General features: G+C 38.3%; 17 protein-coding genes and 1 pseudogene. 8 read left to right on the top strand and 10 right to left on the bottom strand.

The window, feature by feature from the left end; all coding sequences use genetic code 11:
- Window positions 1-224 precede the first annotated feature (224 nt).
- From zapE to CLV95_RS03680, 4 genes are all read left to right on the top strand, one after another.
- Window positions 225-1,082: an AFG1/ZapE family ATPase gene (zapE, locus tag CLV95_RS03695; RefSeq protein WP_002727751.1), complete on the top strand. Its 858-nt coding sequence runs from the start codon at window positions 225-227 to the stop codon at window positions 1,080-1,082.
- Window positions 1,079-1,528, top strand: coding sequence for a 2-amino-4-hydroxy-6-hydroxymethyldihydropteridine diphosphokinase (folK, locus tag CLV95_RS03690; RefSeq protein WP_002732739.1), 450 nt, complete (start codon window positions 1,079-1,081; stop codon window positions 1,526-1,528). Before zapE ends, folK begins: the two co-directional genes overlap by 4 nt.
- On the top strand, window positions 1,512-2,309 hold the full coding sequence (gene panB, locus CLV95_RS03685) for a 3-methyl-2-oxobutanoate hydroxymethyltransferase (protein ID WP_002732364.1): 798 nt from the start codon (window positions 1,512-1,514) through the stop codon (window positions 2,307-2,309). Before folK ends, panB begins: the two co-directional genes overlap by 17 nt.
- A gap of 73 nt (window positions 2,310-2,382) precedes the next feature.
- Window positions 2,383-3,525: an N-acetylneuraminate synthase family protein gene (locus CLV95_RS03680; RefSeq protein ID WP_002727738.1), complete on the top strand. Its 1,143-nt coding sequence runs from the start codon at window positions 2,383-2,385 to the stop codon at window positions 3,523-3,525.
- A gap of 374 nt (window positions 3,526-3,899) precedes the next feature.
- Here the strand turns inward: CLV95_RS03680 and CLV95_RS03670 are convergent, their stop codons facing one another.
- The 4 genes from CLV95_RS03670 to CLV95_RS03655 form a co-directional block, all read right to left on the bottom strand.
- Window positions 3,900-4,559, bottom strand: coding sequence for a DUF2461 domain-containing protein (locus tag CLV95_RS03670; RefSeq protein ID WP_016561355.1), 660 nt, complete (start codon window positions 4,557-4,559; stop codon window positions 3,900-3,902).
- 226 nt (window positions 4,560-4,785) lie between these two features.
- Window positions 4,786-5,334, bottom strand: coding sequence for a hypothetical protein (locus CLV95_RS03665; protein WP_002732540.1), 549 nt, complete (start codon window positions 5,332-5,334; stop codon window positions 4,786-4,788).
- A 71-nt stretch (window positions 5,335-5,405) separates the two neighbouring features.
- Window positions 5,406-6,071 (bottom strand): response regulator, encoded by a 666-nt coding sequence (locus tag CLV95_RS03660; protein WP_011671000.1) that lies wholly within the window; start codon window positions 6,069-6,071, stop codon window positions 5,406-5,408.
- The gene (locus CLV95_RS03655) at window positions 6,058-7,128 is read right to left on the bottom strand and encodes a sensor histidine kinase (protein WP_002727745.1); all 1,071 of its coding nucleotides are present in this window, start codon (window positions 7,126-7,128) and stop codon (window positions 6,058-6,060) included. Before CLV95_RS03655 ends, CLV95_RS03660 begins: the two co-directional genes overlap by 14 nt.
- Window positions 7,129-8,037: 909 nt before the next feature.
- Here CLV95_RS03655 and CLV95_RS03650 point away from each other — a divergent pair.
- Window positions 8,038-8,943: an EAL domain-containing protein gene (locus CLV95_RS03650; protein WP_002732297.1), complete on the top strand. Its 906-nt coding sequence runs from the start codon at window positions 8,038-8,040 to the stop codon at window positions 8,941-8,943.
- A gap of 1,237 nt (window positions 8,944-10,180) precedes the next feature.
- Window positions 10,181-12,640: a TonB-dependent receptor plug domain-containing protein gene (locus tag CLV95_RS03640; protein WP_002737423.1), complete on the top strand. Its 2,460-nt coding sequence runs from the start codon at window positions 10,181-10,183 to the stop codon at window positions 12,638-12,640.
- Window positions 12,641-12,868: 228 nt separating this feature from the next.
- Here the strand turns inward: CLV95_RS03640 and CLV95_RS03635 are convergent, their stop codons facing one another.
- Window positions 12,869-13,087 carry a hypothetical protein gene (locus tag CLV95_RS03635; protein ID WP_016561349.1) on the bottom strand — a complete coding sequence of 73 codons (219 nt, stop codon included), beginning with the start codon at window positions 13,085-13,087 and terminating at the stop codon, window positions 12,869-12,871.
- A 192-nt stretch (window positions 13,088-13,279) separates the two neighbouring features.
- Complete coding sequence (locus CLV95_RS03630; RefSeq protein WP_032850815.1) at window positions 13,280-14,287, bottom strand: class I SAM-dependent methyltransferase; 1,008 nt, start codon at window positions 14,285-14,287, stop codon at window positions 13,280-13,282.
- 138 nt (window positions 14,288-14,425) lie between these two features.
- Here CLV95_RS03630 and CLV95_RS03625 point away from each other — a divergent pair, with 138 nt between their 5' ends.
- Window positions 14,426-15,313, top strand: a complete 888-nt coding sequence (locus CLV95_RS03625) for an alpha/beta fold hydrolase (protein ID WP_002723229.1) — start codon at window positions 14,426-14,428, stop codon at window positions 15,311-15,313.
- A 113-nt stretch (window positions 15,314-15,426) separates the two neighbouring features.
- On the opposite strand, the gene CLV95_RS03620 is transcribed toward CLV95_RS03625, so the two are convergent.
- Both CLV95_RS03620 and CLV95_RS03610 read right to left on the bottom strand, forming a co-directional pair.
- Window positions 15,427-16,458, bottom strand: coding sequence for a hypothetical protein (locus CLV95_RS03620; protein WP_002723144.1), 1,032 nt, complete (start codon window positions 16,456-16,458; stop codon window positions 15,427-15,429).
- A 943-nt stretch (window positions 16,459-17,401) separates the two neighbouring features.
- Window positions 17,402-17,806: an STAS domain-containing protein gene (locus CLV95_RS03610; protein ID WP_002723139.1), complete on the bottom strand. Its 405-nt coding sequence runs from the start codon at window positions 17,804-17,806 to the stop codon at window positions 17,402-17,404.
- Window positions 17,807-18,427: 621 nt separating this feature from the next.
- Here CLV95_RS03610 and CLV95_RS19225 point away from each other — a divergent pair.
- A pseudogene (locus CLV95_RS19225) lies at window positions 18,428-18,656 on the top strand (IS110 family transposase); the annotation flags it as partial.
- A 202-nt stretch (window positions 18,657-18,858) separates the two neighbouring features.
- Here CLV95_RS19225 and CLV95_RS03605 read toward each other — a convergent pair.
- Together CLV95_RS03605 and CLV95_RS03600 are read right to left on the bottom strand one after the other, a co-directional pair.
- Window positions 18,859-19,554: a glycosyltransferase family 2 protein gene (locus CLV95_RS03605; protein WP_002723163.1), complete on the bottom strand. Its 696-nt coding sequence runs from the start codon at window positions 19,552-19,554 to the stop codon at window positions 18,859-18,861.
- Window positions 19,551-20,348, bottom strand: a complete 798-nt coding sequence (locus CLV95_RS03600; protein ID WP_002723185.1) for a hypothetical protein — start codon at window positions 20,346-20,348, stop codon at window positions 19,551-19,553. The genes CLV95_RS03605 and CLV95_RS03600 overlap by 4 nt, the downstream gene beginning before the upstream one ends.
- Window positions 20,349-20,359: the final 11 nt, after the last annotated feature.

Below are 20,359 nucleotides of genomic sequence, written 5' to 3'. Positions count from 1 at the left end.
CGAGATATAAACTAGGAACGAATTTTTTTTCCACTTTATTCCGGAGAAGGGACATAAAACATCTCATTTCTGGAATTCAAAAAAATCTTTTGTACTTTTTGGAAAGCTTTCCTGGAGTTAAAAGTTTTCCCTACTTTCTATACTTCCTTTGATTTTTCCAGCAGATTCTGTTTTCAGAAAAGGTTTTCCTTCTTTCTTTCAATGAAAAAATTGGAATTACCAGTATGATTCTTAAGAATTACACAGCCGTCCAAGAAGGCGCTCCTGACTGCACGCAGTGCGGGGGCGTCGGATTCTCCCTTACCGAGAATGTTCCGGGAACTCATTCGGGTGTTCTTTCGATTTGCCACTGCATTTCTGAGAATTGCCCCTGTCAGGGAAAACCTCCCTGGAGAGTATACGACGAGAGTCTGAGTAAGATGGTTCCTTGTGTTTGTCATAACGCGAGAATGGAACTCGGACATTTGGAAACTATATTCAAAAAATCTGGAATTCCTCCCAAATATATCTATCGAACGCTAGATCAGGCCGATCACAGCACGGAAATCGGAATCTCATTTATGATCGCACACGATTGGGCGAACGAACTCGTACACAAATGGAATGACGCAAGGTTTAAACCACATGGATTGTATCTTTGGGGAGGGCCGGGAACCGGAAAGACGCTTCTTGCCTGTATTATACTCAACGAATTGATTTTTCGATATAAAACAAATTGCAAATACGCGAAGATCAACCGTGACTTTCTCAATACTCTTCGAGAAACGTATCAAAAGGATTCAGAAACCCACGGGATGGAAAAAACCATCGAAACGTTGTTTGCCGAAGTCGAAGTATTAGTGTTAGACGATTTTGGAGTTCAAAAGGAATCCGATTGGTCCAACTCAAAATTGTACGATCTGATCGACGCAAGATACGAGCAGGAAAAACTCACCATTCTCACTTCTAATACTTCTCCTGCAGAGTGGAAGGATAAAGCGGAAGGAAGAATTTATTCCAGATTGAAAGAGATGACAATGGAAATTCATCTAGAATGCGCGGATTATCGTTTGAAACTTTCTGAGTCCGGAGGAAGAGGGTGAAACAAGCTTTTCTTTCCTTAGGATCCAATCTCGGAAATCGAGCCCAGTTTTTGAAAATCGCCGTCCGCAAATTAAAAAATACGATCGGGATCGAAATTTTAAAAGAATCCGAACCGATAAACACCGTTGCTCTGGAAGTTACCGATCAATCCGATTTTCTCAATCAGATTCTAAAAATTGAAACTACTTTCAATCCGGAGGAATTGTTGGAGGTTGCTCTTCGGATTGAAAAAGAGATGGGTAGGATTCGAAAAATTAAAAAAGGACCGAGAGAAATCGACATCGACATTCTCACTTACGACGTGATTACGATGGATACTCATAATCTGCACCTTCCCCATCATTCTCTTTTTACTCGTCCTTTTATCCGGGAAATTTTGGAATCGATCGGCGAGGGTTCCTTATACGAACGTTTTGCGGGAGGCGAGTATGAAAAACATACATAAAATTTTTTCTCCCGAAAAGAAAGGGAAAGAAAAAATTTCCGTCGTTACGTGTTACGATTTCAGTTTCGCGAGAATTCTGGGTGAAACTCCGATCGATTCGATTCTCGTGGGCGATTCTCTTGGAATGGTCTTCCAAGGAAATTCGAGCACTCTTCCCGTAACCTTGGAAGAAATGATCTATCATACGAAAGTGGTTCGCCGAGGTGCTCCCGATAAATTTATCATCGCCGATCTTCCATTCTTAAGTTATCAGACTTCCATCGAAGAAGGGATTCGTTCCGCCGGAAGAATGATGAAGGAAACCGATTGCGACGCGGTCAAAATAGAAGGCGGTTCGGATTTTATTTGCGAGTTAGTCGCCATTCTCAAACAAATCGGTATTCCGGTCATGGGACATTTGGGGCTCACTCCTCAGAGTGTTCATGTCTTCGGCGGTCATAGAGTGCAGGGGAAAGGGGAAGAATCGAGTGCGAAACTTCTCAGAGAAGCTGTGGCTCTTTCCGAGTCGGGTGTATTCTCCATAGTTTTGGAAATGATTCCCGCCGAACTCGGTAAAAGAGTCAGTGAAGAAGTCGGGGTTCCGACCATCGGAATCGGTGCAGGTCCCGATTGTGACGGACAAGTTTTGGTTTTAAATGATTTGCTTGGGTTAGATGCGAATTTTCAGCCTAAGTTTTTAAAGAAGTTTTCCAATCTCCATTCTATCGTCAAAGATGCGATCGAGAGTTATCATGAGGAAGTAAGATCTGGAGAGTTTCCTGGGAAAGATCACAGTTTCTGATGAATTCTTGACGATAATCGGAAATATAGAAGGTTGTAAACTTTAAGGGAGAATCTCCCGTCTGGAGTGAAGTGTGGACATAGTTGAGTTAGAAAAAGGCTACCCGGATACGGAGAGTAAGATTAAAGAGTTGGCTAAAGAATGTGGAAATCAAACCGAAATTATTCGCGGTGCGGCGGTATCGGATACGATTCATTTTATAGGCGATACTCGCAAGATTTCCGAAAAAGAAGGCTATGTCAAAGAACTTCCCGGGATCACCAAAATCTGGAACGTGTCCATTCCGTATAAGAACATCGCAAAAACTGCGGCCGGTAAAAACGGTGAAGTGGTTCATAGAGCAACAAGAATCGTGGAAGTGAAAGGCCCGGATGGTTTGGTTCGTAGATTCGGAACCGGAAAACATATCTTTATCGTGGGACCGGATTCTCCACAAACTTATGAGCAAACTTTGACGATCGCAAAACAAGCGGTTGAGCTTGGAAAAAAATACAATATCTTAGATAGAATCATCTTTCGCGGCGGGGCTTTTAAACCTCGTACTCGTCCGACCGATTGGAGAGGTCTCGGTTGGGAAGGAATTGCGATGATGGATAAGGTTAAGGCCGAGACCGGTCTTCCTTATGTGACCGAAGTTATGGATCATACGATGGCGGAAGAAGTCGCCAAACACGCCGATATGATTCAGATTGGAACTAGAAATGCTCAGGACTTCGAACTTCTCGAAGCGGTGGGAAGAACTGGAAGACCTGTGATTTTAAAACGTGGCTTCGGAAACGAAGCCGTCGAATGGTTTTCCGCGGCGGAATATATCGCTAATCAAGGAAATTTGAATATAGTTCTTTGTGAAAGAGGAGTGAAGACTCTTTTTATCAAGGAAGGCTACTGCAGAAATACTCCGGATTTAAACGTAATCACTCACGTAAAAAATCAGACAATTCTTCCGGTGATTTACGATCCTTCTCATGTTGCGGGAGACGACAAAATTGTGATTTCGAATCTGCTTGCTTCTCTTCCGTTTAATCCGGACGGTTCGATTACGGAAACGCTTCACGTGGAAGAATTCAGAAAGGAGCAGATGTGCGACGCGGCTCAGGCGCTTCTGATGAGCATTTATGAAAAAGCGGTTCAATCGATTTTAAAATACGAGGAAGCGATCCGTCCGATTACGGACGAGGCGGATTCTTATTTCCTAAAACGCAAATCGGGAAAGTAAAACGCGAACTTCGTGTGAGTCAAGATTTCGATTCTTAAGAGGTATTTCCAAAATAGCCGCTAACATTGAATGTGTGTTTGTTTGAAAATACCGAATTCAAGTCGGCATTTGATATGCAAAGGCGGTCTTAAAATTTCAGGATCGCTTTTTTATTTGGGCGTGCCTCTCGCCAGAACATTCCGAAAATGGAATGTTCTTTTTAGTCTTGGCTTCTTCTTCCAAATTATTTTTGAATCAAGAAGCCGTTTAGATTGATATTCTAAAATTCCCTGTTTAAGCAGTTGATTCCGTTCACAGACCGATTTGACATGACACCTCCGCTCCATTTCCATTACAGAAACTTTATCCGCCGAACTCACGTTAAAATAGTAATCTTAGGAAAGGGAGTCGTTCAGATATTTAAGAAACGGTTGCAGAATTTTATACGACTCAATCGTATTCTTGATGAAATTTTGCGCGAAAAGATCCTCATCTTTCAGTCTTTTTTCCACAATATAGCTCGTATATTGAATCCATTTCAAGTCGGGGTGATCTTTGGCGAAACCTTTCGGGGCTGTTTTCAATTTCATATCCGAGAGTCCGCCGAATTCTTTAACAAACTTTTTTTCCTGAACGATTTTTTTTAGAGATTTAGAATATTCTAATATATGTTCACGAACTTTTTTAAGCGTGGGAGAATCCGGCATATAAAGACCGCCTGCGAGAAAAGATTCTCCTCCCGGTTGAACGTGAAGGTAAAAGAGAGGTTTCCCTAAATCCTTACCGGTTGCTCCTATACTTGCGCCGAAATTGGTTTTGTAGGGTTCTTTATTTTTAGAAAAACGAACGTCTCTATAGATTCTGAAAATGCACTTTTTGGGATCGACTTCAGCCAAGGATGGGTTTGACTTCGCTAGTCCTACGATCAGTTCCGTGATTAAATTTTCAAAGTCCGCCTTGGCTTCAACAAATAGATCCTTATTCTTTTCCAACCAAGATTTATTGTTGTTCTTGGCCAATTTTTTGAGAAAGTCGAGAGTGGATGGACGTAGCATAAAAAACCTTTCGCATAAGAATTTTGTCTAATTTTTCTTCGATCAAGTCAAAAATGAATCAACAAAGTTGGGCTCTTGAATGATCTCACTCGTAAATTCGGGTGTAAGAAGTTTCTTTTCATGCGTTAATTTTTCCGTAAAAACAAATGTGGGAACTCCCACGTTTTGTAAAACTCAAGTATTTCACTCCCTAAATTAAAGGCCGCAAAGCTTTCCTAGTTTGAAACTACATACTTCCCCAGAACCACGGAAACGCTCTCCACAAGAACCAAACAAAAAACAGGAGATGAAAAAGGTAATTGGAAATTAAGGTCTTCCGCTTTCGGTTGTAAATGTAAATTGAAAAAATCAGAACCCAACCGAAGACGTAGAAGAAAAAAACGTGATTCATAAATGAACCGCCTCTGTTAGCGACGCCCACTTTCCAAAAGGTAATGAAATAAAGTGTGGAAAATATAAAAACGAGTTTAGCAAAGACTAAAGTGTGTTTCGGAATCGAAGATTCTTCAGATAAATTCCTTTTTTGTAGAATCGGAAATATCAACACGAGAAATAAAACTGAATAATTCAATGGAACGAAGATCCAAGAATAACCTAAAATTTCTAAAAGCAAACCCGGTAGAAAAACCGGTAAAGAAAATGGAGGCTCCAATCCGTTCAAACAAAGAACGATTTTGTCTTCGATGCAAAATTCGATCGGGATTCTAGTATAAACCGCATAACAACAAAAAAAGACCGAAAGACAGCTGAGTAAAATGAGCAGATATCGAAACACGTTGTTTGTTCGGAATTAGTTTGTCGATTCTTCGTTTATCAAATTGTGTCGTGGATTTTACAAACTTCGATCTAAGATTCGATCAAACCCGCGCGGATCGCATACATAACTAAATCCGCAACCTTATGAAGATTCAACTTTTTCATGATGTTGGCTCGATGAACTTTTACCGTGGCCGGAGAAATCCCTAAAATTTTACCGATGGATTCGTTGGAATTTCCTTCGGCGACTAATTTTAAAATTTCTCTTTCTCTATCCGAAAGGACAGAAAATGCTTTTTTGGCGTCTTGATTTTCTTCGCCCGGTTTTCCAGAACCTACAAAACCGGATAGGAAATGAGCGGTGATTCCGGGACTTAAATACGTTTCTCCTTTGTGAACCGCTTCGATTGCGCGAAGGAGATCATTACCGGCGTCGTCTTTCAAAACGTAACCGTTGATTCCTAATTCCAATAGTTTCTGAACGTATTCTCTGTTGTCGTGCCGGGAAAGAATAATGGTCCGAATATTCGGATACTGCTTTCTTAGATTTTTGACAAGGTCGATCCCGCTTAAACCGGGCATAGAGATGTCGGTAATTACCAAATCGGGATTCAATTTACCGATTTGATCCAGAGCTTTTTCAGCGTCTCCGGATTCGCCGCAGATTTCAAATTGTCCGGAAAGGATCATTTTAAGCCCTTCTCTGAGAATAGCGTGATCATCGACTAAGAATATTTTTGTGTTAGTAGGTTTCATATTTTTTTGGCGGATGTGTTTTTGTTTTTTCTAAAGGAATTCGAACGATAAATTTAGTTCCTTTTCCCGAAGAGGATTCGATCTTAAACTTACCGTTTAAATCTTCCACTCTTCTGCGGATATTTTCAAGTCCAAAACCGGAGGACTTGGCTCTCGCTTTTTTTTCCTGGAAACCGATTCCGTTGTCTTTCGCGTCCAAGAAGAGTTGTCTTCCTTTGACGTGGATCTTGAGATAGATTTTTCTTGCTTGAGAATGTTTGATCACGTTCTGAAAGATTTCCTGAACGATTCTAAAGACTTGATTTGCGACCGTGGATTCCAGATCCGGCTTTAGATTAAGATCCAAATCGGCTTCCACGTCCATAGACGGAAACAAATCCGAACTCAAAGCGCGAATTGCGGCTTCTAAACCGATTTCCCGAAGAGTGGAAGGGTGTAAATTCGTGTAGATATCTCTCAGTTCTTGACTCGCTTTATCGATTAAAAGAAGGCCGGTATCGAACTGAGCCCCGTAAACTTTCGGATTTCTATTGTATGCTTGGAAGTTGAGTTTGGCTGCGAGAATTGTCTGACCGACTCCGTCATGTAATTCTCTGGAAAGTCGAATTCTCTCTTCTTCCTGAGATTGTAAAAGTTTGGTGTGAAGGTTGGCGATTTTTCTTTCCAACCTTTTATTTTCCGTAATATTTTTGAGAATGATTCCTATACTTTCCCCGAAACGAAACACGGAATAGCCGTAGTAAATCTTTTGTTTTTTGAATTCTTGATTTTGAACCATTCCTTTTTTGGAAAGTTTGATGTTCGATTCCATTTCCTCTTGATCCGCCGGATTGAGACCGAGGATCCGAAACAGATCTTTGCCCATCAAATTGCGAGAATTCCCTGCAAATTCTTTCCGAAAGGATTCGTTAGCGAATAGAATTGTTCTTTTATCGTCGATTGCGACGATAGGAGAAATTTCTTTGAGAAGATTGAGAAAGAATTTAGGCGAAAGCCCTGACTTTAAGATAACCGGAGAAAAGGGGCTTTTTCCAATCTTACGTTTTAAATCCTGCATAGAGGTTAAAACAATCTTACTTTGCTTCAAAGAAAGAAAAGAAAAAAAGGAATTCCAAGGGGAAATCCCGGAAAAAAGAGAATTACGTTATTTCCTTTAAATTGCGATTTTTCAAATAAGTTGTGAATGATAGTTTATTCGTCTTTGCTTTCGTGGCGTTTGAGCAAACACAGAGTGTGATTTTACGGATCATTTTATCACGTTTCTCGAAGATGTCGTTGGGAAGGTTGACTGATGAACGGAATGACTTACAGCATGTTCCAAAACCTGCGGAAGCGATCCTTAGAGAGAGACGCATGAGTTTTCTGCTTTATCAGAAAGATCAAACTGTAACTAAAACGTCTCGCTTCTATTGGCGCTCGACGGATTTTTATATTGAAAATTGATACTGAATTTCTCTAACCGGCACTGAATGTTTATGCCCATCGTGTTGGTCGCATTCAAAAACGAAATCTACTAGAGTAATCTCGTCTTGAGACAATTCTAGTCTCGAAAGAACCGTCATATTGATTCAAGAAGCTTCAAATTGTTGCAATTCCTGCTTGTTTCGTCGCTGGAATCTACATCAAAGACCAAGAAACCCATCAAAGAATCAGCTTTTTAAATCTTTGAATGTTACTCTGGAGGCGTATAAAAATAATACTAAAGATCAAATGTGAAGTTCCCACAGATTCTATTTTTCCCGAAGCAAAAATAGAATCATTCCTATTCCATTACTCAAGATTCAAGTCTTCCACTTCATGTGATCACTTTGGAAGCTATTTCAAGATAACTTATAAAATCATTTCGTACGGGAATGATTGAAATTTTTTTTTCGTTTTTTAGATATCAATTTGATCCTGAGTTTCATTCTCATATTTCTTGACTTTTTCGATCTCTCTTCTACTTTGGAAACGAAGAGGTCTTACAATGAAAGAAATTCTTGATCTGTCGTCTAACGTGAATTGGGATTTTCCAAAATCTATTTCAACTTTAGACAAGCGAGTCGCTCAAAGTCTTTTCTCTTTCAATGAAAAACGTGAAACGGCTCGGAAAATGATTGCGGAGTTTGAAACCGTAACCCCATTTTCTTCTCCTTCTAAAGAAGACGGTCCTTGCACACGGACTTTTGGTTCAACGCTTTTTAAGATATTGACTAATATCTTAAAAACTGGGGATTTCCACACGGAGTATCAACCTATTTTGTCTCTGGAAACGGGGAAAATTTTCGCATACGAAGCTCTGGCACGATTTTATGTCGAAGGAAAAAGTATTTCTCCCGAGTTCGTTTTTAACGAACTACATCAGGAAGTGGATTTATTTTTTGAATTCGAAAAGAATTTAAAACGGTTTCAGATAAGGAATCGTCCACAAGGGAAGAGATTATTTTTAAACTTGGATCCCCATGTCTGTAAAAATCGATCGCAGTCGATTGATTGGCACGAGTTTTTAAGCAAGGAAAGGGATATCGTTTGTGAAATCATAGAGAATACGGATTCTACTCTGATCGAAGATACTCGATTCTGTTTGGACGCATTAAAGCAATCGAATATTCCGATTGCGCTCGACGATGTAGGCGGAAAGAGAAATCTTTTCTGTTTTGATTTTTTAGAATATTCTAAATTTATTAAATTCGACAAATGCTGGCTTGATCTTTTTAGGACCAAAGCATATTATAAAAATATCGTTTGGGGTTTTTTGGATTTTGCGAGAGAAGCGGACATCCTGTGTGTTTTGGAGGGAATTGAAACCCAAGAGGATCTTTTGATAGCAGCAGAAATGGGGTTTCCTTTAGTACAGGGTTTTTTATTTCAATCAAGAAATCTTGTAGTTTAAAAATAATCGCCGAATCGTTTTTTCATTTCCAGGTGGAAAATGATATCGATGTTCTTCTAAAGAATCGTCTTTGTATCTATGGCGGATTTATCCGAAAATGATTCGTATTTGTGTAACGGCTTTGTAGGAGTAGTCTCTATGAAATAATTGATGAACCTGATTGCACCAAAAGCTATCTCAGAAATATCTTAAAATGATCTGCATCCGCATTTCAAGAAAAGATAAAGTATTTTTGAGATAGCTTCTAATCAATCGATAATTTAAAGACTAAAGACTGCTTTACTGATCCCTATAAAATAGAGTACCGTTAATTTGAGCATAAATCCCACGTTTGATGAAGAATTTTAGACACTCTATTATATAGAGATGAGTAAAACCTCAAAAAAATCGGCAAGGTCCATAATAGCAGGAGTTCTGTTCCTTTCGGTAGTTTTTGATGTGCTTTCAGCGGTCTTTTTCGTTGTTTAATATTTGTCCTGAAACTTAGGGGAAATATCATTGTGAACTTTTCACAAAAATTTAGAAGTTCCCACGTCCTAAAGTTTTAAGATAGATTTTTGCTATTCGGACGCATGAAAATGGTACCAAAATGAATGGGCGATTTTTGCAAAGATAGAGAAGTCCTCATAAAATTGTACCGAATCCAGAATTGTCGACTTTTTGAAGAAAATATAATATTCTAACTTTTGAAATAAACTTACTATAATATTCTTTTCGTATGTCCGAGTAGTAAGTCGAAATTTTAAACGGTCGATGATTATTTGGATTCCGTGAAAATTTCTTTCAATCGATATGCCAATCTAAATATCGTTCTTCCTCATTGGTTTCTATACGTTGCCGCAAGAATCCAGTCGGTTTGTAAACGAATCAAAAGTTTGTAGGGCCGTTTAGAAATACAATGTTGATTGAAAAGAAAATCTTCAGTAAACATTATGCGTTTTTTATTTTGTCTTAGAAGAAGTCCCCGATATTTCCAAACATTTTGATTCCAAAATCGTTAGACTTTCTAAACTTTAAAATCTCGCTTTCTATTGTAAGTGTCACTCGATAAGTTTTATCTTAGAGTTGTTATTTTGTAAGAAGTCTAAAAAAGGTGTTGTCGGCATCTTTATGGAGAATTACTTAGGGAATGTTCGTTGTGTAAAATGCAATAGAATACAATAACTTCCGGGAGTTTTCGGATTGGTATGCGAGTATTAAAAGACTTTTCAAGTTCGTTCGTTCCCATAGAACTAAATTGAAAATAAATAAACTTTCTTTTTTCTATGTAATCTTATTTTACGTTCTAGGTATTTTTTCTTTAGATGTATACGCTCAAAATAAAATAAAAGAAAAAGAGGAGGGAGCTATTGAAGTAGTAGGCGAAAGGGATAGACCGGATTTTGTTCGATTAAAGCCGGAAGAAATCAATAAAATGCCTGGTACATTCGGAGATTCTTTAAAGGCGGTATTCAACATTCCGGGGATTGCGCCTATATTTCAAAATTATACGAACGCGGGTTTTCAATCAGCAATGGCAACTGGATTGAATCCCACTGCCCCCAATAATAAAAGCCCCGATATTTCCAATAGTCAGAGAGGGTTTCTAGTGATGCGAGGAGCGGGTACTAGAGCCAATCAATTTTATTACGACGGTCTTCCTTTAATCTACCCATTTCACGCGGATGGGATCACTTCCGTTTTAAACAATAATTCGATTCGTTCTTTGGAAATTTATTCGGGTACTTATTCCGCCAGATACGGATTTGCGACAGGCGGGGTCATTGCCGTTGAAGGATTTAAAAAGAAAAACGATTCCGTCGTCCTCAATCTAAATACTTTTTTGGTGGATGGTTACGTATTTAAAAATATATCAAAAAATTTGAATGTAAATGTATCGGGGAGAAAATACTATCCGAACTACGTTTTGGGAAGAATTCCTGATTTAGTACCGAATCAAACGTTTGTTTCCGATTATAGCGATTATCAATTTCGGATCAACTGGGATATCGACAATCAAAACTCTGTCACACTTTCCTCTTTCGGGACGAAGGATTATCGCCATCCTTTTGCCGCGAACAAACAATACAAACCCAAGTATGATTCAATGGAAAGTATCAACGATGCTTTGATTGTTGATAGAAATTTTCGAACCGACGGAGTTCAGTATGTTTGGAAACCGTTTGAAGCCGTTTCGAATACTATGAATATATCAAGAAGTTATTTTGAAGAAAGAACTCAAAACAGTACTTATCTTTTCGATACTTCTAAAGGGGCTCTTGCCGCCTTATTGGCGCAAGGATTACAAAAAGCGAATACTCTCGGGAACAATTTTTCGGAAGATTTTCGCTATTTTGAAGACGTAATGGAATTGAGCTTATTCAAGAAAATCTTAAAGCTTCGGGCGGGCGGACAATATAGGGAAACCGTATCCAGCTTTCAAGGTAAAATAATCTACATCAACGAAAATCCAGAATTTCTTAAGATCACTAAATTCATACTTTCCGACCCGAATACATCTACAACTTTACAAGGGGATAGAATGGTTCATAGGCAGATAGGATATTTCTCCGAGATGAAGTTTGATTATCAAGGTAACGTATTATCTCTTGGAGTGAGACGGGATTATCACGATTTATCGGATGAATGGAAAACAAGTCCAAGACTTATGTTTGCGAAGGAACTAACTTCCACTAGAACTACTTTTTTCGGGGGGACCGGAAAATTCTTTCAAGCTCCTACGGACGTCAGTTATATTTCCAAAAGAATGGGGAATCCTAATCTTAAGATGGAGGAATCCCAACATTCCAATCTTGGAATTGAACAGAAATTTTTATCGAGTTATTCCATAAAGTTAGAGGGTTATAAAAACACGTTTGATAACTTAGTCGTTCGGGACAATTTCATTTACAACTCCTCCGCCGCCAACATCAACAATCTCATTTCCGGGATTAATAATCAGAACACGGAATTTGTCTCTCAGAGAAATTTAAATTACTCGAATTCTATGTCCGGTTGGTCCAAGGGATTTGAATTGATGATAAAAAAGGAAATTCCGGAAGATTCCGGCTTTTTCGGCTGGGTTTCGTATACGAACTCTTTGACGAAACGAAATAGAAACCAGCCCGTTCTCAACGATACTGAACTTCAAATCCACAACGAACTGGCTAAAAATCATAGGACTTTATATCAGGACGTATCTAAGGATTATTACACTAACGTTTATGACAATGGAAATATCGAGGTTCTAAAGAAAAATTCGAAGGAAGAATACTACGATCTCGATCGAACGCATATGCTTAGTATAGTCGGCGGTTGGAAATATAAGGATACTTGGCAAATTGGTACGAGAATCATTCATTTAACGAATTATGCATATACTCCGATTGTCGGATCGGAACTTACTCCGATTAATTCCGTAAATCTTTACACTCCGATCTATTCAAGGGATCTTCGGTCTGCGCGTCTTCCGTCGTATAATCAAATTGATATCCGATTCGATCGTTTTATAACGACGAGTTGGGCAAAGTTGGATTTATATTTTGAAATCATCAATCTCACGGGAAATCGGATTGCGGTTTCAAATACCCTTTATAATACGTTAGCTCCTTATCTTCCAGGTCAGAATCCGGCTACTGGATATATCAATCAAAACGGTCTTAATGTCGGTAAAACTAAGATTCCGATGTTCAACTTCGGGATAGAAATGCGATTTTAAAGATAATAGAGTTGTTGAAAAATTCCAAATTCAGATTAACAAAACTGCTTTAATCGACCGTTTTCATGAAACGGAAACAGATGAAGAATTAATTTTTCAACAACTCTATTATTCTCTGTCATAGCGATCCATAGAATGGATAACGTTACCCACAAATTAAGAAGGCTTTTGGGATCATAAGGATCAAAAACTGATATTTTTCAAGTGTTCCGACAAGAACGAGGCTTTTTACTTGCAATAAGTATGATTTTCTGATATAGAAAAACCACCGGAGTCTTCCCGCCTCCTCTCCCCTCCACCCAAAATCAGGGGGGCGTAAGTTTCACGGAGGATTTGTAGTAATTCCGACAGATTTATCTTCAGATCCAAGTATTTGTGGGTAACGTTATGATAGAATAACGTGAATTCGATATCAGAAAGTTTGGGAGAATCGCTCACAAACTTCATAGCCGAACTCTTTCGTAAAAAGCGTTTCAGCTGAGTTTTTCAAACTAAAATATCGCTTGCTATGGATCGCAACATAATAATCGCTTTTGTATTTGTTATGCGAACTCACGTTAGAATAGTTATGACGCTCGAATTATGCAACTTTGTGTTTCTTCAAAAATTCGATTTTAGAATAAGAACCGTACCAAAACTTTAGGAACGATTCGGTTTTTCCATTTTCCAGCAAAAATGAATTTTTTGATTTCTGAAATCGTCTGGAAGGGTCATTTTTGTAATGTCTTTCGGATTGTTCCAGAGAACGGACGTTTGGGAAAGTTCGAACTTTCTAAAGTTCGTGGAAAAATACAATACGGCTCCGGGGAGAGCAAAGTCTCGATAGAGAATGTTTAAAATTTCCACATGATCTTTTTGTATGTCGAAGATGCCCGTCATTTTTTTGCTATTGGAAAAAGTCGGTGGATCGAGAACAATCAGATCATATCTTTCCCGATCCGGCTTTTTTCTTTCGTTATAAAGCCATTCCACCACATCCGCTCTGAGTAGACGATGTTTTATAAGAGAGAGTCCGTTTAACTTTAAATTTTCTTCAGCCCAAGCCAAGTATGTATTGGAAAGATCTATGCTTAAACTTTGGGTCGCTCCACCTGACGCCGCGTAAACGGTAAACGATCCCGTATAAGAAAAAAGATTTAGGAATTTTTTTCCCTTTGATTCTTTGCGAATAAGATCCCTTGTGATTCTATGATCTAAGAATAATCCAGTATCGATATAATCGGATAAGTTTATGTAGAATCGGAGGCCGTTCTCTGTTACTTCTAGCAACTTCGACTGTTCGGATTGTTTCTCGTATTGTTTTTTGCCTTTTTTAGGTTCTCTCTTTTTCCAAAATATAAAACCCGCGTCAAGATTCAACGTTTCCGCGACGATCTGCCTGATTTCCACGTTCTCCCTTTCTCTTGTTTCATCCGAAATTTCATAACTGTTCTTATACGCCGAGATTTGACAGTACAGTCCGTAAAGATCCACGCTTACGGGAACCTGAGGTATATCTCGGTCGTAAATTCGAAAACATTCTATACCTCTTTTTCGCGCCCACTTCTTCCAATGTTTGGACATTCTTGAAAGTCTGTTGCGAAACATTGCCATTGGACTTCCGAAATCGTTAAGCGAATTGAATTTCTCGGATCGTTTTTCCGACATGGAGCCAATGTACAAAAATCTCGGTTAAAATCCAATCACAACGAAGTCGAGATTCCGTAAAAAGACTGGAAAATTTGTCGCTAAAAACAACGATAGCAGGACGGTTTTCCTTCCGGGGCAAAGAAGGAGGTTAAAATTTTGAAGTACACATACATAGAAAATCAAAAAGTAAAATTATTTCTCTCTTATTCAGACACGGATTCGAAGAATGTTATCCTATTCATCCACGGATACCCGGATACTCATAAAACCTGGGACTTCCAGATCGATTCCTTAAAGGAAAGATTCAGGTTAGGTGCGATCGACTTAAGAGGTTTCGGCAGGTCTTCCAAACCTTTGGAACAATCCGAATACAACTATGCGGTGATACTTCCCGATCTATTAAAAGCGATCAATTTTCTGTCCAAGAATAGCAAGGTACATATAGTCGGTCACGATTGGGGGGCTACACTCGGCTGGTTGTTTATTAGTGATCCGGAATATTCTAAATACGTAAATTCTTTTACTGCGATTTCTGGTCCTCATCCCTGGCTTGCGGGTAAACGAATGATCGACGATCTATTTAGTCTCAATTTTGATAATTGGAAAAAAGTAATTGATCAGAGTTTTCGCTCCTGGTACATCTGGTTTTTTCAAATTCCGATTCTCCCCGAATTGATGTGGCAAAATTTCGGTGAATTGATTTACAAATGGATCATGGACTTCGGCGGAATTCCTCAAAAGGATTTCCTCCGGAAAGTGAATCGAAACGATATCTACAGTGCAACGATCGCCCCCATCAATCTGTTTCGGGAACTATTGTTCGGTAGAACAGTAATCTCCGCTCCTTCCAACATCAAAGTCCCTGTGCAATTAATTATTCCTCAAAAGGATTTTATCGTTCTTCCGGAAGTATATGAAAATGCATATGAGTATGTGGATAGCTTAGAAATTCATAAACTGGATTCTAACCATTGGGTGCACCGAGAACAACCGAACGTAGTGACGGAGTTGATTCAAAAGTTCGTTTCCAAACATTCTATATAACAGTATCTAGGTATATTAGGTTTAACTTGTATATGCAAAGATCCATAAAAAATCAAACGATCTAAACAGAATACGATGAAAGTCTGTTTGAACGAGAGATTCTTTGTAGATGTTTAGAAATTCACTCCTCCAAAAATCACTAATTCTAAAAAACCGAAATTTTGACTAGCTCGGTCCTTGGAATGTCCATTCGTAAGGATGTTTGAAAGATCGATATATCCTCCTTTGGCGCCGAGCTCGAAAAAGACGAGTCGGTAAATGTCGACGCGACTTGCAACATAACCGGAAACTCCATAGCCTGATGTATGAAAATGATTGTTTTTCCCTTCTCCGAAAAGACGAACGTCGCTTCTACAAATGATCGGGCCTCCGCCTACGGATGCGACGAAACTGAGGGCGTTTTCTCCATCAGATGAAATCAAAAGAGGTTGGATTATTCCCACATCCATATAAAGAAAATTTAATCCATCCGTATGTTCGAATTTTAGGAAGTCCGGAGTTATATTAATTGTTTCTCCGTTGTGATATCCTTCCAATTTTTTATACGCATCAGGGAATAGGTATAGATAAACCGCCGACTCGGGAGAAGTTCCAAGATGAGCCTTTTGGATTGAAAGTGGGTCGATATAACCGTAAATGTTTGCCGCTTGTCCTCGACTCATCACGTATTTCATGTGATCTTGGCCGAAAGCGAAGAAGAATTTATCCGTAAAATAATACGTTAGACGAAAATTATATTGGGGGATTTCCCAAATGCTCGGATTTAGATAAACGGACGGATCGAATCTTTCGGGTTTATCCTTTGCGATCACGTCTTTCAAAGTGAATTTATATCCGGGGCCGTGAAAATTGATATCACTTTGAGTGTAAGAATCACGATTATAACCCCACTGAAAACTCCAAGTCCCCTTTTTCTGATCCACTCTTTTCTGCGGTTCCTTTGCTTTGACAGATGTGGACTGGTTTGGGAGAATTTGTTCCGTTTGAGTTTCTAAGTTGATTCGTATGAAAGGAGTGGCTTTTTGCTGGTCCGTACTTTTCGTTTGAAGTTCCGAAAACATGGCAAACGGGGAGAAACAAAAGATGAGAATGTAAATGATATTCATTAAGGAAATTTTAAGATTTCGAGTTTGATTTAAATTCATGGGAGTTAGGAGTGAACGATCTCCATTTTAGTATCTTAAAAATACTAAAATGGAAGGAGACCTATTCTGACTATGTTTTTTCCGTAGATTGTAAATTCGAATCGGTTCATGTGAGATAGATTTTTACTTTTAGTTTCTTTTGCAAACCATTGAATCAAGAAAATTAAATTCAAATTTTAAGTTCCTAAAAGAAAAAGGGGAAATAGCGTTTTTACAAAAACTAAACGAAATCTCTTACGACAAATTTTATCATGCCAAAGTAGATTTGTATAAGAAAAGTATAATTTTTTATTTTGAATAATTGTTGTGTGAATATCTTCAAAAATTGAATGTCTTTTAGATTTTTGTAAGTACAATTAAGAACTTGTCCCAAAATTTTAAAAATAATCAGCACAATCATTTCATAAATTCGTAATAGAACGTGGGAATTCCCGCAGATTGGTGATTTATGAATGTTCTAACGGATTTTATCGTTAGAACATTCTAGTAGGAGTTCCAACATTTGAGGTTTTGGGACAAGTTTTTAATTGTATACTGTGAAAGATGGTTTATTGGAACTTAGAGCTTGTCTCGAAATCTAAAAAAATCTCTAAATATCCCCGGTAAGTTTCTAAAAAATGTAGGAGTTCTTACATTTTAAGATGAATTTTAAAAGACATTTTACTGGAGTTTGGTTTTTGTTCAATTCTATATGAATTGATTCGGATTGGGCTATAAGAGAATTTAATTGATCATTAAAGGGTAGTAGTATTTTTTCTATCCTTAGTTTATAACTTGGACTATTTCAAATGATAAAAATATTTTTTCCTATATTTCAATGAAACTTTTTGACAATTCCATAAATTTCATACTGTTATTTTTTAGATAGGTCTTGAATAAATCTTTAGTAAGCTCGAAATACAAGTTCTTTCGATTGTTTTCCAGATGTTTTCCAATGGAATAGTTATACGCTAAGAATTCGAATCGCTTCTGAAAAGTTGGAAGTTGTACGGAAAAGCGCTTTAAGTCTCGTTAATTCGAGCATTTTTTCGATTTGAGGAGTGAGAGAATAGAGTACAAGCCCACCGCCCGCGATTTTACTCAATTGATTCTGGGCTCCGATAAAGGTGGCGATTCCGGAGGAATCCATAGTGCGTACACCCGAAAGATCTATAAGATGAATATAAACTTTTTTTTCTATAGCTTCGTTAAAGGCGTCTTTTAATTTTTTGGCCGAAAATATGTTAATGTCACCTTGTATTTGAACTATGATCGCCGGGCCGGGAAGGGTTCCGGAAGAGGAAATGTTTTCAATCGAAAGTTTCAGTTCATTGGATTTTTGGTTAAGGGGGTCGGATTTAGTTTCCATAATTCTTTCTCCAAAGATGTCTTTGTTCATATTAATTATATCAATCCGTAGATTCAATTACAAATAAGAAATAAATTTTTGATTGGGCTTACAAAAGGTTTTAACTTTTCATTCTTTGATTTTTCAAATTTTATACAAAACAATGGAACGGAGTAAAAACATTGAGGATAAAACGAAGGAGATTCTAAAAGTTAGGTGTTGTGAATTTCGATTTTTAAGATTGTTTGGACTTTTTTCCTTACATTGATAAGTTTTAAGGGCTTCTGCATCTTTACAAAAATCGCCAGTTAATTTTTAGGCATCTCTATAAAATAAAAAAACAACAGAAGAACGTTATAAAGGTTTCTTACGAGAAACCACTGTTTTACGACATTCGAGAATTCTAAAATGTATTTTATAGAGGTTTGTGGTACAATTTTCATGCGTTCGAGTAGCAAGTAAACGTAAGTTCGATATAGAAAGTTTGTGCGAATCCGGCCTTTGCTTGCAAAGGCTGGACCGCGCTTTAACTCAATGTTTCTCCCTAAACTCAGTGAAACGGCTTCCTAAAGGGCGCCGTTTCAGGTCGAAACATATAATCGCTTTCGCATTTGTTAAGCCGAACTCACGTTAAGTATAACTTGTACAACAACGGAATATTGGACGATAAGTCGTTACAAGTGGTTGAACAATTTTCCACTTTAGAAATGGGATCCTTCACAAGACGCTTAACGATTGTTATAGTCGAGTAAGAGTTCAAGAAGAATCTAAAAGTGATGGATCAAAAGATTCAAGATATAGCGCGAGTGAACCGTATCAAGAGAAAATAGGAGCGGTATCGATTCTACACTGTCATCAGTTTTATGAATATAGAAACTACTTCCATTTTAAACGACAGGTAAAACTGATCAAAAGCCGACTCTAGGAGGGCTCTCGGATTTTTATTACAAACTTTCTGAATGATCAAAGCTGATTGATTTTAAAAATTTGAACAGGCTTTTAAGGTCGGGGTGATTCGATTCAAAATCTTAAAATTATGGGAAATTCCCATAATTCAGACGTAATATCATACCTCAGTCGAATAAGTTATAACGAAGAATGCAATAAATCGCGCGAAAACCGTCTTTCCAACCGATTTTTTTCCCTTCCGCGTAAGTTCTTCCGTAATAGGAAATGCCTACTTCAAAGATACGAACATCCGGAATTTTAGCGACCTTTGCGGTGATTTCCGGTTCGAAGCCGAAACGATTTTCTTTGATATCGATGGACTGGATAATTTCTCTACGAAATGCTTTATAACAAGTTTCCATGTCCGTTAAGTTGATATTGGTGAACATGTTGGAAAGGGTTGTTAGCACCATATTTCCCAGACGATGCCAGTAATAAACAACTCTATGAGGACGTCCGCTCAAGAATCTGCTTCCGAATACCACGTCTGCTTTGCCTTTGTAAATCGGATCGATAACTTCCGGAATTTCAAAAGGGTCGTATTCCAAATCTGCGTCTTGAACGATTACAATATCTCCGGTTGCGGCTTTAAAACCCGTTCTAAGGGCGGCTCCTTTTCCATAATTGACTTCGTGAAAGATGATTTGATTAGTTAATTTTTTAATAGCCGGAGTTTGAAGAAGATCTCTTGTTCCATCTTTGGAACAGTCGTCCACGAGAATGATTTCTTTGTTTTTGATCGGAACTTTCTTAACCGTTTCCAGAATATTACGGATCGTATTTTTCTCGTTATAACAAGGAATGACGATGGAAACTTTCATGTTAACTCCAGACCTGTGATTTCGGCCATTCGGAAGTCCCGAATAATTGTATCAGCTCGTACTATTATTTTTTCAAGAGCGATTCCGAAAACCAAATTCTGATACAATTCCGCCGCTTTGGGGAATTCCCTCTCGTCCATTTTGATGGAAAGAGTTTGAGAAACTCTCTTTTTTTCCATACATTCCCGAATAGAAGTGATCGTTTCCTTCAAAGCGATACAGACTTCTTTTAGAATATTCTGACCGTCTTTTTCCATCGCACTTTGGTTTCCGTTCGCATCCAAAAGAGCTTTGATGTGTTCGCTGATTCGGATCGAAGGCATTCCCCTTCTACTGATTCCCATTCTTTCAATGACGGTGATCATATCTTTGAAGATCGCAAATTCGGGAGTTCCTTTAAAAACGTAAATCAAGGCCGGTAATTCGGTTTCCGCAAAGGAAAGGATTGCGCCGTAAAAGTAACGGATTTCCGGTTTTGCTAAGGGATGAAAATCGACCCTCTGATACTTTTTGAGTTTTGCTTCTTGTTCTTCTAGGATCTTATTGATCGTTTCTCCCTTGGCCGCATGTTTTTTGTCTTCTAATTCCTTGTGTTTGGCCTTTAAAGTTTCTATAAATTGAATCTCGTCTTTGAGAAATTGAGCAAGGTTACCTTTTTGTTGGAGAATCATCGTAAGCCTTGACTCAAACGCTTTCAAATCGAAGATTTTCGGATTCTTTTTGGAATGTTCTGAATATTCCGTCCTAAGTTTTTCTAGAACGGCATGGATTTCGGAGCTTTGTAGGGGTTCCATAGGAGATCTCT

Source organism: Leptospira borgpetersenii serovar Javanica, from assembly GCF_003046425.1.
GTDB classification, from domain to species: domain Bacteria; phylum Spirochaetota; class Leptospiria; order Leptospirales; family Leptospiraceae; genus Leptospira; species Leptospira borgpetersenii.
This window is presented reverse-complemented; position numbering and strand designations above follow the sequence as displayed.

What these genes read in the sequence shown, in the direction of transcription:
- zapE (WP_002727751.1), top strand. Translation starts at nt 225, where the DNA reads ATGATTCTTAAGAATTACACAGCCGTCCAAGAAGGCGCTCCTGACTGC.
- panB (WP_002732364.1), top strand. Translation starts at nt 1,512, where the DNA reads ATGAAAAACATACATAAAATTTTTTCTCCCGAAAAGAAAGGGAAAGAA.
- CLV95_RS03670 (WP_016561355.1), bottom strand. Translation starts at nt 4,559, where the DNA reads ATGCTACGTCCATCCACTCTCGACTTTCTCAAAAAATTGGCCAAGAAC.
- CLV95_RS03660 (WP_011671000.1), bottom strand. Translation starts at nt 6,071, where the DNA reads ATGAAACCTACTAACACAAAAATATTCTTAGTCGATGATCACGCTATT.
- CLV95_RS03655 (WP_002727745.1), bottom strand. Translation starts at nt 7,128, where the DNA reads ATGCAGGATTTAAAACGTAAGATTGGAAAAAGCCCCTTTTCTCCGGTT.
- CLV95_RS03650 (WP_002732297.1), top strand. Translation starts at nt 8,038, where the DNA reads ATGAAAGAAATTCTTGATCTGTCGTCTAACGTGAATTGGGATTTTCCA.
- CLV95_RS03635 (WP_016561349.1), bottom strand. Translation starts at nt 13,087, where the DNA reads ATGAAGTTTGTGAGCGATTCTCCCAAACTTTCTGATATCGAATTCACG.
- CLV95_RS03630 (WP_032850815.1), bottom strand. Translation starts at nt 14,287, where the DNA reads ATGTCGGAAAAACGATCCGAGAAATTCAATTCGCTTAACGATTTCGGA.
- CLV95_RS03620 (WP_002723144.1), bottom strand. Translation starts at nt 16,458, where the DNA reads ATGAATTTAAATCAAACTCGAAATCTTAAAATTTCCTTAATGAATATC.
- CLV95_RS03610 (WP_002723139.1), bottom strand. Translation starts at nt 17,806, where the DNA reads ATGGAAACTAAATCCGACCCCCTTAACCAAAAATCCAATGAACTGAAA.
- CLV95_RS03605 (WP_002723163.1), bottom strand. Translation starts at nt 19,554, where the DNA reads ATGAAAGTTTCCATCGTCATTCCTTGTTATAACGAGAAAAATACGATC.
- CLV95_RS03600 (WP_002723185.1), bottom strand. Translation starts at nt 20,348, where the DNA reads ATGGAACCCCTACAAAGCTCCGAAATCCATGCCGTTCTAGAAAAACTT.